Raw genomic sequence first — 13,410 nt, 5'->3', positions numbered from 1 at the left:
GGGACGGTCGGCCGGGCTGGGACCCTGCCCCCGGGACTCCGTTGCTGCCCGGGTTGCTGGCATGGCACCGCCTCGTCGTCGGTCGCCGCCGCGAGACGTGGCTGTGCTGGTCGGTTCCGTTGTGGCAACCGGCCGTGGTCAAGGTGGTCCGGCCGGACTGGGCGCGTCCCACGCACACCCGGGCCCTCGATCGCGAGGCGCGGGCACTGCGCGGCCTCGGGCACCCTGCGTTCCCGCGGCTGATCGCCGACGGGACCGGCAGCGCGCTGCCGCACCTGGTCACGGACTACTTCAACGGGCCCGCCCTCGACGAGGAGATCGAGGACGGACGGCTCAGTGCGCGCAGCGTCGCCAACGTGGCCGTGGACGTCCTGGCGGCGCTGCGGTACCTCCACGCGTCGGGAACCGGCCACCTGGACATCTGCCCCGACAACGTGGTGACCGTCGACCGCCGGTCGCGGCTCATCGATCTCGGCGCGGCGCGCCGGCTCGGTTCGGCTCTGGCACCCGGAGAGCAACTGGGCACCCACGGCTACCAGGCCCCGGAACTGGCCGGGTGGCCGGGCGGGCCGGTGACGGCCGCGATGGACCTGTACAGCGTGGGCGCGACGATGCGCACGGCGCTGGAGCCGGGCACCGACGAGACGGGTGCTGTCACCGCGGTGATCGAGCGGCTCACCGATCCCGACCCCGGTCGCCGCCCCACCACGGACGCCTCGCTGGCCATGCTGGTCCGCGCCGCGGGCTCCCGGGCCACCCGTCCCTGGCCGTGGTGGGCCGACCGGCACCTGAAGTCGCCGCGGCGGCCGCGTCCCGCCGGCCCACCAGTCGGTCGGCCGCACGAGGACCTGGCGACCGCGCCCGCGGGCGGCAGCTGACAGAAGCAGCTGGTCAGCGGCTCATCGCGTGCCCGCGGAACGTCCACCGTCAGCGCAGGGACGACCGCCGGGTGCCCACGTCGGCGCGCTCCGCGGCGGCGCGGCCGGCGTACCAGCCGCCCGCGTCGACGGAACCCCGGCTCCGCGAGGTGTGCACCCGCGGGAACAGCTCGGCGACCCGCTCCTCGACGGCTGCCTGGCGGGAGCGCAGCACCGGCAGCAGGTCGACACCGTGCGCGGCCGACGCCTCGGCGGTGGCCTGCCGCCGCGCGGCGGTCAGCCGCTGGCCGATCCGGTGCGCGTACCCCAGGAGGAACGCCCGGCGGAACGACCGCGACGCCGAGCGCTGCCCGGCGGCCCCCTCCGCCGCCGCGAGGGCCTGCGCCACCTGGAGCAGCAGCGACGTGAACAGCAGCTCGACCGCGTCCAGGTCGCCCGGCATGCCGACGAGGTTCGCGATGCCCAGGCTCCGGTACCAGACCAGCCGCACGTCGTTCGCCTCGGCGACCGCTCCGAGCAGCTGCATCTTCGCCCGCACGTAGGGGTCGTCGACGTGCACCCGCCGCGTGCCGACGCCGGTCCGCGGCGGCCCGTGGGCGCCCGCGTCGAGCAGCGCGACGTCGACCGCGTGCCGGGCCATCAGCTCCTGCGCCTTGGCCGTCAGTGCCTCGGCCTCCTCGGGGAACCCGGTCGACTCGGCCTTGGCCAGCAGGCCGCGGATCCGCCGGAGCACGCGGTCGTCCCCGGGACCGGCCTCGACGTCGGGACGCGCACTGGCTGCCCCCCAGCGCGAGGGCGGCGGGACGAGCTGCTCGATCCGGACCGCGGTCCGCAGCAGGCCGGTGAGTTGCAGGACGATCCGCCACGCGTCGGCGGGAGCCCGCCGCGCCGCCCGGTGCCACGAGGACACCACCGCGGGATCACCCGGCGCCAGCGCGTCCAGCTCGCGCAGCTGCTCGACCCAGACGTCCGGCGCCCGCGACGCCGCGTTGCTGCGCCGGGCGTGCTCGCCGATCAGCGCGACGGCCAGCGGCACGGAACCGGCGGTCGCCCCCTTCCGCGCGGCGTGCACGACATCGGCCGGCTGCCAGCCCCGCTCCCAGATGTCCGCCAGGGCCTCGAGCAGCGCGCGGGTGGCGATCCCGCGGCTGTCGACGCCGGGATCGTGCGCCGCCAACGCGGCTCCCAGCTCCTGTGCCAGGCCGGCGTCGGTGAGCATGCCGCTCCGGTGCTGGAGGAGGTCGGTGAGCCACGCGTCGTCCGTCATGCGGCGCATGCTGCCTGCCGCCGCGGACGTCGCGAGGAACCTCCTGTGGACGACCGGCGCGCGTCCACAGGTCAGCGGCGGACGGCGAGGACCAGGTACCGCTGCTCCCCGTCGTCGACGGAGGTGCACGTCCAGCCGCTCGCCGCCAGCGCGTCGCGGATGCGCGGCTCGGACCGGATGTCCTCGGGATCCACGGTCCGCCCGTGCCGTTCGGCGAGCGTCGCACGGCCGACGGGGTGGAAGACGGCCAGCGTGGCCCCCGGCCGGCAGACCCGCGCGAGCTCGCGCAGGCCGCGCCGCGGGTCGCGGAGGTGGGAGATCAGGCCGGCCGCGAGGCAGGCGTCGAACGCGGCGGTCGCGAACGGGAGGTCCTGAGCGTCGCCGACGACGAGCGAGGCGTGCGCGCGGCGGCCCCGGCGGTCGGCCTCCGCGAGCATCTCGGGCGTGAGGTCGAGGCCGACCACCCGCCCGTCCGGGCCGACCGCGGCGCGCAGCGGCGGCAGCCCGCGTCCGGTGCCGCAGCCGACGTCGAGGACGGCGCCCCCGCGCGGCAGCGCCAGCGCCCGGACCGCCGCGTCGAACAGCGGGCCGTCCTCGGGGAAGCGCTCCTCCCACCGCTGTGCCCGCTCGGCGAAGAACGCGACGGTGCCACGCGGCTCGCGCGGTGGGTCCGGGGTGCTCACGGATCCTCCAGCGCGCTCAGCGCGGCCAGGTGGCTGCGCACGGCCGTTCGCGTCATGCACACCAGGATGCGGTCGCCGTCCCAGACCGCCACCGTGGCGGTCGCGGTCGGCACGTCCGCGCCGGCCCCCGCTAGATTCCTCCCGTGGCCGCCTCCTACCGGATCGCCGAGGCGGCGGAGCTGCTCGGGGTCAGCGACGACACGGTGCGCCGCTGGATCGACAGCGGCCGGCTGCCGGCGCGGCGCGAGGGAAACGGCCCGGCCGTCGTCGACGGCAGCGAGCTGGCCCGCGTCGCCGCGCACCTGCACGAGCCTCCCGAGCCCGGCACGACCCGGTCGTCGTCGGCCCGCAACCGGCTCACCGGCATCGTCACCCGCGTCGTCCGGGACACGGTGATGGCCCAGGTCGAGATCCAGGCCGGCCCGTTCCGCGTCGTGTCGCTGATGTCCCGGGAGGCCGCCGACGAGCTGGGGCTCGAGGTCGGCGTGCGTGCGGTGGCGACGGTGAAGGCCACCCAGGTCAGCGTCGACGTCGCCTGACGTCAGGCACCCGCCGGCCGGGCGAGCAGCTCCGCGCAGTCCGACGCATACGAACCGAGCGTGAGCAGATGGGCGAACGGAAAGCCCGTGACGACCTCCGCGAGCTCCTCCGCCGCAACCTCGGTGCTCATCCCGTCAGCCCAGGTCCGGGGATCCGGGTTGCTGTCCTTCATCAGTCCTCGACGCCGAGCATCACCTCGGTGGACTTCACGAGGACGACGACCGCGTCGGCCATGGAGATCGGTCCCCTCCCGGGTCCCGCCCCGAGCGTGCGAAGAGTGGGGAGGAGGGGTCCTTCTACTTGACGGTGCTCATGACCGAACCGGGAGTGATGGCGGCGACGGCGCCGGACGGCTGGTTGCGGGTCGACAGGCGCACGAATCCTCGACAAGCCGGGCGGGATACGCGAATGCGGACTGTAGTGCCGATCCGCCTTGCGCAACTACGTGATGATCTGGTCTCTTGATCCGCAGACGCGGCGCCGCGACACGGCCGGCGCCGGCGACGTGGAGGACCGGATGAGGACCCGATCGCTGCTCGCGCTGCCCGCTGCCGCCCTGTTCGCGCTCACCGCCTGCGGCGGCTCCTCGTCGGACGACTCCGCGGCGACGTCCCCGTCCGCGGCGACGTCGTCCGGGGGAGGGCTCTCCGGCCCGGTGACCGTGTTCGCCGCCGCCTCGCTGACCGACGTCTTCACCGACCTCGGGGACCAGCTGATGGCCGACAACCCCGACCTGAAGATCACGTTCAACTTCGCCGGCAGCTCGGCGCTGGCCACCCAGATCACCGAGGGGGCGCCGGCGGACGTCTTCGCCAGCGCCAACGAGGCGCAGATGAAGGCCGTCACCGATGCCGGGCTGAACGCCACGGACCCGACGATCTTCACCGAGAACGTGCTGGAGATCGCCGTCCCCGAGGGCAACCCGGCTGACATCACCGGCATCCAGGACTTCGCCGACCCCGACCTCACCCTCGCCGTCTGCGCACCCGAGGTGCCGTGCGGCGCGGCGGCGGAACAGGTCTTCGCGGCGGCCGGCGTCGACGCGCGGCCGGACACGCAGGAGGAGGACGTCAAGGCGGCGCTGACCAAGGTGCAGCTCGGGGAGGTCGACGCCGCGCTGGTCTACACGACCGACGTCATCGCCGCGGGCGACCAGGTCGAGGGCATCGAGTTCCCCGAGGCCGAGCAGGCGATCAACAAGTACCCGATCTGCACGCTGAAGGACGCGGCCGACCCGGACGCGGCGCAGGCGTTCGTCGACCTGGTGAACTCCGACGACGGGCAGCAGGCGCTGGAGGACGCCGGCTTCCGCGCGCCCAGCTCCTGACCGGCTGTGGTCTGCTGCTGCCCGTGACGGTCGACTCGAGCACTGCCGCCGTCCCCCGCACCCGTCGGCGGCGGGACGGCGGCGGCGTTCCGTGGCCCCTGATGGTTCCCGCGGCCATCGGCGTTCTCTTCCTGGTGCTGCCGCTGCTCGGCCTGGTGATCCGTGCCCCCTGGTCCCAGCTGGTTTCCCACCTGACCCAGCCGGAGGTCCGTCAGGCGCTGCGGCTGAGCCTCGTCTCCGCGACCCTGGCCACCGGCATCTCGCTCGTCCTCGGGGTGCCGCTGGCCTGGGTGCTCGCCCGCAGCACCATCCGCGGCCGGGCCGTCCTGCGCGCGCTGGTCACCGTTCCGCTCGTGCTGCCGCCGGTCGTCGGCGGGGTCGCGCTCTTCCTGGTCCTCGGCCGCCGCGGCATCGTCGGGCAGTGGCTGTTCGAGACGACCGGCATCACGATCCCGTTCACCACCACCGCCGTGGTCATCGCCGAGACGTTCGTCGCGATGCCGTTCCTCGTGATCAGCGTCGAGGGGGCGCTGCGCGCCGCCGACGCCCGGTTCGAGGAGGCCGCCGCGACCCTGGGCGCCGACCGGTGGACGACGTTCCGGCGGGTGACGCTCCCGCTCATCGCACCCGGCGTCGCGGCGGGCGCGGTGCTCTGCTGGGCCCGCGCCCTCGGTGAGTTCGGCGCGACCATCACCTTTGCCGGCAACTTCCCGGGGACCACCCAGACGATGCCGCTGGCCGTCTACCTCGCCCTGCAGAGCGACCCCGACGCGGCGATCGTGCTCTCCCTGGTCCTGCTGGTCGTCTCGCTGACCACCCTGCTGCTGCTCCGCGAACGCTGGCTCGGCCGGGCCGCCGCGGCATGACGCTCCTCGCCTCGATCCGCGTGCGGCGAGGCGCGTTCACCGTCGACATCGACCTGGACGTCGCCCACGGCGAGGTGCTCGCCGTCCTCGGCCCCAACGGCTCGGGCAAGTCCACGGTGCTGCGGGTGCTCGCCGGCCTGCTACCGCCGGAGGGCGGCCGGGTGGTCGTGGACGGCGACGTGTGGGACGACGTCGCCGCCGACGTGCGCGTGCCCCCGCACCGCCGCCGGCTGGGCATGGTGTTCCAGGACTACCTGCTCTTCCCGCACCTCTCCGCGCTGGAGAACGTCGCGTTCGGGCTGCGCACGCGGGGGATCCCGCACGCCGAGGCCCGCACCCGGGCCGCCGCGTGGCTGGAGCGGGTGGGGCTCGGCGACCTCGCCGACCGGCGGCCCGGCCAGCTCTCCGGCGGCCAGGCCCAGCGGACGGCGCTGGCGCGCGCCCTCGTCACCGACCCGGCGCTGCTCCTGCTCGACGAGCCGCTCGCCGCCCTCGACGCCCGGACCCGGCTGACCGTGCGCGCCGAGTTGCGTCGGCACCTCGCCGACTTCGGCGGGAGCACCGTCCTGGTCAGCCACGACCCGGTGGACGCGATGGCGCTGGCCGACCGGGTGATCGTGGTCGAAGGCGGCCGGGTCGTCCAGGCGGGCACCCCGGCCCAGGTGGCCCGTCAGCCGCGCACCGACTACGTCGCGCGGCTCGTCGGGCTCTCCCTGCTGCCGGGCGCCGGCGAGGGGACGACGGTGCGGCTGGACGGCGGCGGTCGCGTGGCCGTCGCCGAGGAGACGGCCGGGCCGGTGTTCGTCGCCGTCCGCCCGGAGTCGGTCGCGCTGTACCTCACCCGGCCCGAGGGCAGCCCGCGCAACGTCTGGCCGGCGCACCTCACCGGTGCCACCCCGCACGGGGCGACGGTCCGCTGCGAGCTCGACGGCGAGGTGCCGCTGATCGCCGACGTCACCGCGACCGCGTTCGCCGAGCTCGGCCTGGCGCCGGGGGTGCAGGTGTGGGCGACGGTCAAGGCCTCCGAGGTCGCCGTCTATGCCCGCTGAGTAGGGGCCAAAATGGCCATTTTGGCCCTGGAGGGATGCGTGAGCCGGTCGAACGTCGCCGCCGTCGTCCTCGCCGCCGGGGGCGGCCGCCGCTACGGCATGCCCAAGGCCCTGGTGGAGTACGACGGCAGCCTGCTGGTCGAGCGGGCGGTCCGGACGGCGCGGGCGGTCTGCGACCCGGTGCTCGTCGTCCTCGGCGCCCGGGCGGTCGACGTCTGGCGGCAGGCCGACCTGGACGGCGCCACCGTGCTGGCGAACAAGGAGTGGGAGACCGGCATGGCGTCCTCGCTGCGCACCGGCCTGGACGGGCTGCGCGCGTGGCCCGGGCGGATCGACGCAGCTCTCGTCACGCTGGTCGACATGCCGGGCATGACGCCGGCCGCGCTGGCCCGGATGGCCGAGCACGCGGGCCCCGGCGCGCTCGCCGTCGCCACCTACGACGGCGTCCGCGGCCACCCGGTGCTGCTCGGCCGCGAGCACTGGGCCGGGGTCGCGGAGACCGCCACCGGCGACGAGGGCGCCCGCCGGTACCTCGCCGCGCATGACGTCACCGAGGTCGACTGCACGGGGCTCGCGGACCCCGCCGATCTCGACGTCCCGCCGGCGTAGCGGGGGGTACCTTGCCGGGCGTGAGCTCCCCGCAGATCGCCCGGGTCGTCGACGAGCCGCTGTCGGTCCAGCAGCACGAGGACGCCGTCGCCGACAAGGCCGCCGGCGCGGTCGTCTCGTTCGCCGGCGTCGTCCGCGACCACGACGGCGGGCGTTCGGTGACCGAGCTCGAGTACGTCGGCCACCCCACGGCCTCGGACGTGATCGCCGAGATCGCCGCCGAGTTCGCCGCCCGCCCCGGGCTGATCGCCGTCGCGGTCTCCCACCGGATCGGGATGCTCGGCATCGGCGACGTCGCCCTGGCGGCCGCGGTGAGCGCGGCCCACCGCGGCGAGGCGTTCACCGCCTGCGCCGACCTCGTCGACGAGGTGAAGAAGCGGCTGCCGATCTGGAAGCGGCAGGTCTTCACCGACGGCGAGGAGGAGTGGGTCGCCTGCCCCTAGGTTCGGCAGCAGGGTGATGGATGTGCGCAAGTCGCGCGGCCGTCATGCCCTGCCCCCGTGCGTCAGCCCGGTCGGGCCGGCGGGGCCGCGGAACCCATGGCGGCGCTTCATCACCCGCTCGTGCTCCGTGGCGTAGCCGCCTCCGCATCGCTGGCAGCGGCGCCGGCGGCAGCCGCACGGCGCCGCCCGGCCGGCCCAGGGCGGTGCGCTGCGCCAGCTGCCGGACGGCGGCCTGCAGCCGCTGCTCGTGCCGCCGCAGCCGCTCCTTCGCCGCGCGCACCGCGGCGTCGTTGTCCACGCAGGTGCTGCCCGCGTAGCGGGAGGGGCTGCCGAACCGAGCCGACCGGGTCTGCTGCCGAACCGACCTGCCCCTGAGCGTCAGTGCTCGAGCCGCGCCTCCACGATCTTGGTGGCGCCCGCGGCCCGGGCCTGCACGTCGTCGGCGCGCTCGCGGACCCGGTCGAGCATCTCGGTGTCGCTGATGGGCATCGTGGCCACCAGCCGCTCGGCCCCGTCCACCTGCGGCGACTCCAGGACGGCGTCGACGAGGCGGGTGCGGGTGCCCTCGGGCAGCTGACCGGCCTCCACGTGCAGGGCCGAGCGCACCACGCCCGGCTCCTCGTCGGGCCGGACGTCGGCGGCGGCGAGCATGCGCCCGTTCTCGCGCAGTTCGATGGTGGTCCGGTCGTCGGATCGAGTCATGGGTGTCTCCGCAGGGCTCGGTCGGGAAGGGGCACCGGCCCGACGGACCGGCGCGGGCGGCCCGGATCCGGGCCACGGCGACGACGCGACGCTGCAACGTCAGGAGCGAGGCTGCCCGCCCGGGCGGTGTCCCGCACCCGGATGCTCCGGTCCCGCGGAGTGGCGCCGCGCTCCGCGCGGGCTCGATCGCGAGGCGCGACGCCGGGCCGGCCGGTCAGCCGGCGAACTCGCGCACGGGCTGGCCGGCCACGCCGGGATCGACGGCGAACAGGGCGCCGGCCAGCGGGTCCTGGCCCGGCGGCAGGTTCTCCCGGGACGTCGTGATGTAGAGCCGGTCCAGCCGCGGGCCGCCGAACGTGCAGGCGGTCACCTTCGCCGCGGCGACCTCGACGACGCCGTCCAGCCGGCCGTCGGGGGTGTACCGGCGAACGACGCCGGCCCCGTACAGGGCCACCCACACCCCGCCCTCGGCGTCGACGGTGAGCCCGTCGGGGTTCTCGTCGTCACCGAGCTGCACGAAGGTGCGCCGGCCGGTCAGGCCGCCGTCGGTCGAGTAGTCGAAGACGGCGATCTGGTGGGTCGGGGTGTCGTCGTAGTAGGCGAGCGACCCGTCCGGGCTCCAGTCGAGGCCGTTGGAGATCGTCACGCCGCCGAAGGCGACCGCGACCGTGCCGTCGGGGTCCAGCCGGTAGAGGCTCGCCGCGCCCGGCCGCTGGTCGTAGGCCATGGAGCCGCACCAGAAGCGGCCGTCGGGGTCGCAGCCGCCCTCGTTCATGCGCACGCCCGGGTCCGACCACACGGGCGGCAGGGTCGTGACGGTGCCGTCGGCGTCCTCGAGGGCGAACCCGCGCTCGACGCCGATGACCGCGCCGCCGTCCCGCCGGGGCCGCAGCGCCGCCGCGACGTCGCCCACGTGCCGGCGGCTCACCATGCCGTCGCCGAGGGAGAGGACGTCGCCGGCGAGCATGTCGACCCACCGCAGCCCGCCCCAGCGCGGCGACCAGACCGGCCCCTCGCCGTGGTAGGCGACCGGGTCGGTCACCTGCTCCGCGCGCACCGCCGGGTCAGCGGGCGCCGGCCAGGCCGTCGTCGTCGGATCGTCGCTCGGCGGCCTCCTCGGCCTCCTCGCGCTCCTCCTCGACCTCGCCCTCCAGGCGGACGGCCTCGCCGTGCAGCTCAGCGGCGGCGTCCCCGTGCGACTCCCCGTAGATCTGCTCGGCGCGGCCGAGCAGCTCGTCCCACTTGGCCTTCGCCCTGCCCCAGACGCTCATGCGGTCATCCTCCCGCGAACGGGGGCAGCACATCGACGACGGCCCCGGGTGCCAGCGCCAACGACTTGTCACGGGTGGTGGTTCCGTCGACCAGGAAGGAGCAGGCGGTCAGCACCCGCCCCAGCTTCTCGCCGTGCTCACCCACGATCTGGCCGACCAGCTCGTCGAGCGTGGCGGCGTCGCGGGTCTCGGTCTCGACGCCCGCGGCCGCCCGCGCGCCGGCGAAGTACCGGACGGTGATGCTCATCCGCCGATGGCCGACATCGGCCGCGACGGCTGCAGGAAGCTCGGGTCGTCGATGCCGTGGCCGGGCAGCTTGCCCAGCGTGGCGATCCGCCAGCGGTCGGCCAGCTCCGCGTCGGTCGCGCCCTCGCGCATCGGCGTGCGCAGGTCGGACTCCTCGCGGGCGAACAGGCAGTTGCGCACCTGGCCGTCGGCGGTCAGCCGGGTGCGGTCGCACGCCCCGCAGAACGAGCGGGTCACCGAGGCGATGATCCCCACGGTCGCCGGCCCGCCGTCGACCAGCCACCGCTCGGCGGGGGCGGAGCCGCGCTCCTCGTCGTCCGGCGTCAGGGTGTAGGCCGCCGACAGCGTCGCCAGGATGTCCTCGGCGGTGACCATCCGGCCGCGGGTCCAGGCGTGGTGGGCGTCGAGCGGCATCTGCTCGATGAAGCGCAGCTGGTAGCCGTGCCCGAGGCAGAAGTCCAGCAGCGGGACGGCGTCCTGCTCGTTCAGGCCGTGCAGCAGGACGGCGTTGACCTTGACCGGGGTCAGGCCCGCCGCCTGCGCCGCGGCCAGGCCCTCCAACACGTCGTCCAGCCGGTCGCGGTGGGTCAGCTGCTTGAACCGGTCGCGGTCGACGGTGTCGAGGCTGACGTTGATGCGGTCCAGCCCGGCCTCGGCCAGCGCGGGCGCCACGCGGGTCAGCCCGATCGCGTTGGTGGTGAGGCTGACCTCGGGCCGCGGCTCCAGCGCGGTGGCCGCCTGCACCAGGCCGACCAGGCCGGGGCGCAGCAGCGGCTCCCCGCCGGTGAAGCGGACCTCGCGGATGCCCAGCTGCTCGACGCCGATCCGGATCAGCCGGTTGATCTCGTCGTCGGTGAGCACCTCCTGCTTCGGCAGCCAGGGCAGCCCCTCCGGCGGCATGCAGTAGGTGCAGCGCAGGTTGCAGCGGTCGGTCAGCGACACCCGCAGGTCGGTGGCGACCCGGCCGTGCCGGTCCACCAGGCCGCCGCTGCCCGGGACGCCGTCGGCTGGGCGCACCCAGGGGTCGGGCAGCGAAGTGGCGGTCACGCCCGCGAATGTAATAGCGAGCGCCGACGCCGTCGCCGAGTTCGGCGATCACGACCCCGGAGACGCCGCATCCGCGGCTCCCTGGTGAGCGGGGAACCGCGGATGCGGGATCGAGCGCTGCACGGACGTTGCATCCGGCAGGGGAGGGGTCAGCCGATGGGCGCCGGGTCGACCGGGTCCGGCGGCACCGGGAGCGAGCCGCGGATCTGGTTCTGCGCCTGGCAGTCGCTCGTGCAGTTGGTCGCGCCGGCGGACAGCTCGATCGCGTCCTCGCCGAGCACGCCGCCCAGGCGGCCGCCGGAGGTCACCGACCAGCGGGTCGTCGTCCCGTCCTGGAAGAGCTTGGTGGCCACCTGCGGGCTGTCCTTGCCGAGCAGCATCTGGTGCGTGCCGTCCCCGCTCACGCCGTCGCCGAAGTTGACCTTCCCGGTGAACGGGTTGACGAAGTAGAACAGCCCGCTGCCGAGGGTGTGGACGAACTCCACCGCGGTGCCGAACTCCTGCTCCATCTGGAACAGCCCGCCCTGCGGCCCGTCCTTCGCCTGGATCTTGAGCGTGCCGGCCGCGGTCGAGAACTCGGCGACGAGCGCGTCGTCGCGCAGCCGCAGGTCCGCGAGGCGCACGCCCGAGCGCTGGGCGGCGGTGAGCACGGGGACCTTCGAGGCGAAGACGACGGTCGGCGCGGTGACCATGCGCTGCGGGTCCGGGGCACCGGTCAGCGCGTAGTCGTACACGCCCAGCGTGGCCGGGTCGATCGTGAAGGTCACGTGGCGGCCGCGGACGGCGATCGGGCCGGTGGGGACGACGTCCTGCAGCCGGGTGTCGCGGCCGGCCGCCGGGTTGTAGCTGCGGCCGTTGACCGTGACGGCGAAGTCGCCGGCCGTGGCGCTCGTGCCGCCTCCGCCGGAGTCGTCGCCGGTGTCGTCCCCGCCCTTCGCGGCGGCGACACCCCCCGGCAGCAGGACGGTCAGCGCCAGGACGGCGACGAGCAGAGCGCGGAGCGGGGCGGGGAGGCGGCGCGTGCGGGGCACAGGCGGGTCCTTCGCGGCTGGTAGCGGAAAGTGTGCGCGAGGTTACAGAGAATGCATGACGCTTCAAGCAGACCGCGCCGAGCGGCGCGCAAAATCGGCGGCCAGCGTCGGGGGTCGTTGCTACCGTCGGTTCGCCGCCCGAGAGTCCGGCGGGGCATTCCCCGCACTCGCCTGTGGCCAGGAAGCGCGAGAGAACCGTGTCGCCCCGCACCGTCTTCAGCCCCTACGCCCGGTTGTTCGACGTCCCCGGAGCCGTGGCGTTCTCCCTCGCGGGCTGGCTGGCCCGCCTCCCCATGCCGATGGTCGGCCTCGGCACCGTGCTCATGGTCGCCGGCGAGACCGGCAGCTACGGCGTGGCCGGCGCGCTGTCCGGGACGCTGGCGCTGGTCTTCTCCTTCGCCAGCCCGCAGTGGGCGCGGCTGATGGACCGCCGCGGCCAGGGGTCGGTCCTCCGGCTGGCGGTCGCGGCCTACCTGGTCAGCGGGGTCGCCTTCACCATTTCCGTCCTGGCCGGCGGGCCGCACTGGCTGTGGTTCCTCCTCGCCGGCCTGACCGGCGCTACCGAGCCGAACATCGGGGCGATGGTCCGGGCCCGCTGGGCCGCCGTCCTGGACGGCCCGAGCCGGCAGACCGCCTTCGCGTTCGAGTCGGTGGTCGACGAGGTCGTGTTCGTCATCGGCCCGCCGCTGGTCACGGTGCTGGCCACGGCGATCACCCCGTCGGCCGGCTTCCTCGCCGGCCTGCTCTTCGGCGTCGTCGGCGGGCTCTGGCTGGCCGGGCTGCGCACCACCGAGCCGCCGGTGCAGGCCGTCGACCCCAGCGGCCCGTCGCGGCGCGCCGCGCTGCTGAGCCCGGCCGTGCTGGTCGTCGGCGTCGTCTACCTCGCGATCGGCACGGTGTTCGGCGCGGTGGACGTCGTCGTCGTCGGCTTCGCCCAGGAGGAGGGCGCGCCGGTCATGGCCGGCGCCGGGCTGGCCCTCTTCGCCTGCGGCAGCCTGGTGGCCGGCCTGGTCTACGGCGTCGTCCGGCTGCCCGGCTCGCTGGCCGCCCGCTACATCGGCTGCGCGGTGTTCTTCGCCGTCGCCGTCCAGCTGCTGCTCGGCGTGGACTCGCTCGCCGTGCTGCTCCCCGTGGCGTTCCTCTCGGGCCTGTCGATCGCGCCGGTGCTCGTGTCGGGCACGTCGCTGGTCGAGTCGCGGGTGCCGCGGGCGGCGCTCACCGAGGCGCTGTCCTGGACGACGACCGGGCTGACCCTCGGCGTCACCGCGGGGTCGGCGGTCGCGGGCGCCGCCGTGGACGCCTGGGGCGCGGAGACCGCGTTCGCCGTCCCGGCGATGGCGGCGGGGCTGGCCGGCGTCCTCGCGCTCGCCGGGGCGCCGCTGCTGCGCACCCGGACGGCTGACCCGGTGCCGGAGCCCCTTCCGGCCGCCGGGAGCGGAGGGTGATGCTGC

General features: G+C 75.2%; 17 protein-coding genes. 8 read left to right on the top strand and 9 right to left on the bottom strand.

The features are described 5' to 3' along the window. Positions 1-134 precede the first annotated feature (134 nt). Positions 135-878, top strand: coding sequence for a protein kinase domain-containing protein (locus AB3388_RS26915; RefSeq protein WP_495408411.1), 744 nt, complete (start codon positions 135-137; stop codon positions 876-878). A gap of 49 nt (positions 879-927) precedes the next feature. Here the strand turns inward: AB3388_RS26915 and AB3388_RS26910 are convergent, their stop codons facing one another. After that, positions 928-2,145, bottom strand: a complete 1,218-nt coding sequence (locus AB3388_RS26910) for a DUF2786 domain-containing protein (protein ID WP_495408410.1) — start codon at positions 2,143-2,145, stop codon at positions 928-930. Positions 2,146-2,216: 71 nt separating this feature from the next. Continuing rightward, positions 2,217-2,828, bottom strand: coding sequence for a class I SAM-dependent methyltransferase (locus AB3388_RS26905; RefSeq protein WP_495408409.1), 612 nt, complete (start codon positions 2,826-2,828; stop codon positions 2,217-2,219). Positions 2,829-2,971: 143 nt separating this feature from the next. Here AB3388_RS26905 and AB3388_RS26900 point away from each other — a divergent pair, with 143 nt between their 5' ends. Beyond that, entirely contained in the window at positions 2,972-3,367 is a 396-nt protein-coding gene (locus AB3388_RS26900; RefSeq protein WP_495408408.1) for a TOBE domain-containing protein, read from the top strand. A 2-nt stretch (positions 3,368-3,369) separates the two neighbouring features. Here the strand turns inward: AB3388_RS26900 and AB3388_RS26895 are convergent, their stop codons facing one another. After that, on the bottom strand, positions 3,370-3,540 hold the full coding sequence (locus AB3388_RS26895; protein ID WP_495408407.1) for a hypothetical protein: 171 nt from the start codon (positions 3,538-3,540) through the stop codon (positions 3,370-3,372). A 345-nt stretch (positions 3,541-3,885) separates the two neighbouring features. Here AB3388_RS26895 and modA point away from each other — a divergent pair, with 345 nt between their 5' ends. The 5 genes from modA to AB3388_RS26870 all read left to right on the top strand — a co-directional run bounded on the left by modA (position 3,886) and on the right by AB3388_RS26870 (position 7,662). Further along, positions 3,886-4,695, top strand: coding sequence for a molybdate ABC transporter substrate-binding protein (gene modA / locus AB3388_RS26890; protein WP_495408406.1), 810 nt, complete (start codon positions 3,886-3,888; stop codon positions 4,693-4,695). A 101-nt stretch (positions 4,696-4,796) separates the two neighbouring features. Continuing rightward, entirely contained in the window at positions 4,797-5,561 is a 765-nt protein-coding gene (locus tag AB3388_RS26885) for an ABC transporter permease (RefSeq protein WP_495408405.1), read from the top strand. After that, entirely contained in the window at positions 5,558-6,610 is a 1,053-nt protein-coding gene (locus AB3388_RS26880) for an ABC transporter ATP-binding protein (RefSeq protein ID WP_495408404.1), read from the top strand. The genes AB3388_RS26885 and AB3388_RS26880 overlap by 4 nt, the downstream gene beginning before the upstream one ends. A gap of 39 nt (positions 6,611-6,649) precedes the next feature. Further along, the gene (locus AB3388_RS26875) at positions 6,650-7,219 is read left to right on the top strand and encodes a nucleotidyltransferase family protein (protein WP_495408403.1); all 570 of its coding nucleotides are present in this window, start codon (positions 6,650-6,652) and stop codon (positions 7,217-7,219) included. 20 nt (positions 7,220-7,239) lie between these two features. Next, on the top strand, positions 7,240-7,662 hold the full coding sequence (locus AB3388_RS26870) for a molybdenum cofactor biosynthesis protein MoaE (RefSeq protein ID WP_495408402.1): 423 nt from the start codon (positions 7,240-7,242) through the stop codon (positions 7,660-7,662). A 378-nt stretch (positions 7,663-8,040) separates the two neighbouring features. Here AB3388_RS26870 and AB3388_RS26865 read toward each other — a convergent pair whose 3' ends face one another. From AB3388_RS26865 to AB3388_RS26840, 6 genes are all read right to left on the bottom strand, one after another. Continuing rightward, positions 8,041-8,364 carry a hypothetical protein gene (locus tag AB3388_RS26865; protein WP_495408401.1) on the bottom strand — a complete coding sequence of 108 codons (324 nt, stop codon included), beginning with the start codon at positions 8,362-8,364 and terminating at the stop codon, positions 8,041-8,043. Positions 8,365-8,578: 214 nt separating this feature from the next. Next, entirely contained in the window at positions 8,579-9,406 is an 828-nt protein-coding gene (locus tag AB3388_RS26860) for an SMP-30/gluconolactonase/LRE family protein (protein ID WP_495408400.1), read from the bottom strand. A gap of 22 nt (positions 9,407-9,428) precedes the next feature. Next, on the bottom strand, positions 9,429-9,635 hold the full coding sequence (locus AB3388_RS26855; protein WP_495408399.1) for a hypothetical protein: 207 nt from the start codon (positions 9,633-9,635) through the stop codon (positions 9,429-9,431). A gap of 4 nt (positions 9,636-9,639) precedes the next feature. Continuing rightward, a complete protein-coding gene (locus AB3388_RS26850; protein ID WP_495408398.1) occupies positions 9,640-9,882 on the bottom strand; it encodes a MoaD/ThiS family protein in 243 nt (80 codons plus the stop codon). Continuing rightward, the gene (gene moaA, locus AB3388_RS26845) at positions 9,879-10,928 is read right to left on the bottom strand and encodes a GTP 3',8-cyclase MoaA (protein ID WP_495408397.1); all 1,050 of its coding nucleotides are present in this window, start codon (positions 10,926-10,928) and stop codon (positions 9,879-9,881) included. Before moaA ends, AB3388_RS26850 begins: the two co-directional genes overlap by 4 nt. Positions 10,929-11,077: 149 nt before the next feature. Continuing rightward, positions 11,078-11,959 (bottom strand): hypothetical protein, encoded by an 882-nt coding sequence (locus AB3388_RS26840; protein ID WP_495408396.1) that lies wholly within the window; start codon positions 11,957-11,959, stop codon positions 11,078-11,080. Positions 11,960-12,156: 197 nt separating this feature from the next. Between AB3388_RS26840 and AB3388_RS26835 the strand changes: the two genes are divergently transcribed. Further along, complete coding sequence (locus tag AB3388_RS26835; protein ID WP_495408395.1) at positions 12,157-13,404, top strand: MFS transporter; 1,248 nt, start codon at positions 12,157-12,159, stop codon at positions 13,402-13,404. The last annotated feature ends 6 nt before the right edge of the window (positions 13,405-13,410 follow it).

Source organism: Geodermatophilus sp. SMS 5-13, assembly GCF_059428245.1.
The sequence above is the reverse complement of the archived record's forward strand: the minus strand, read 5'-3'. Positions and strand labels throughout refer to the sequence as shown.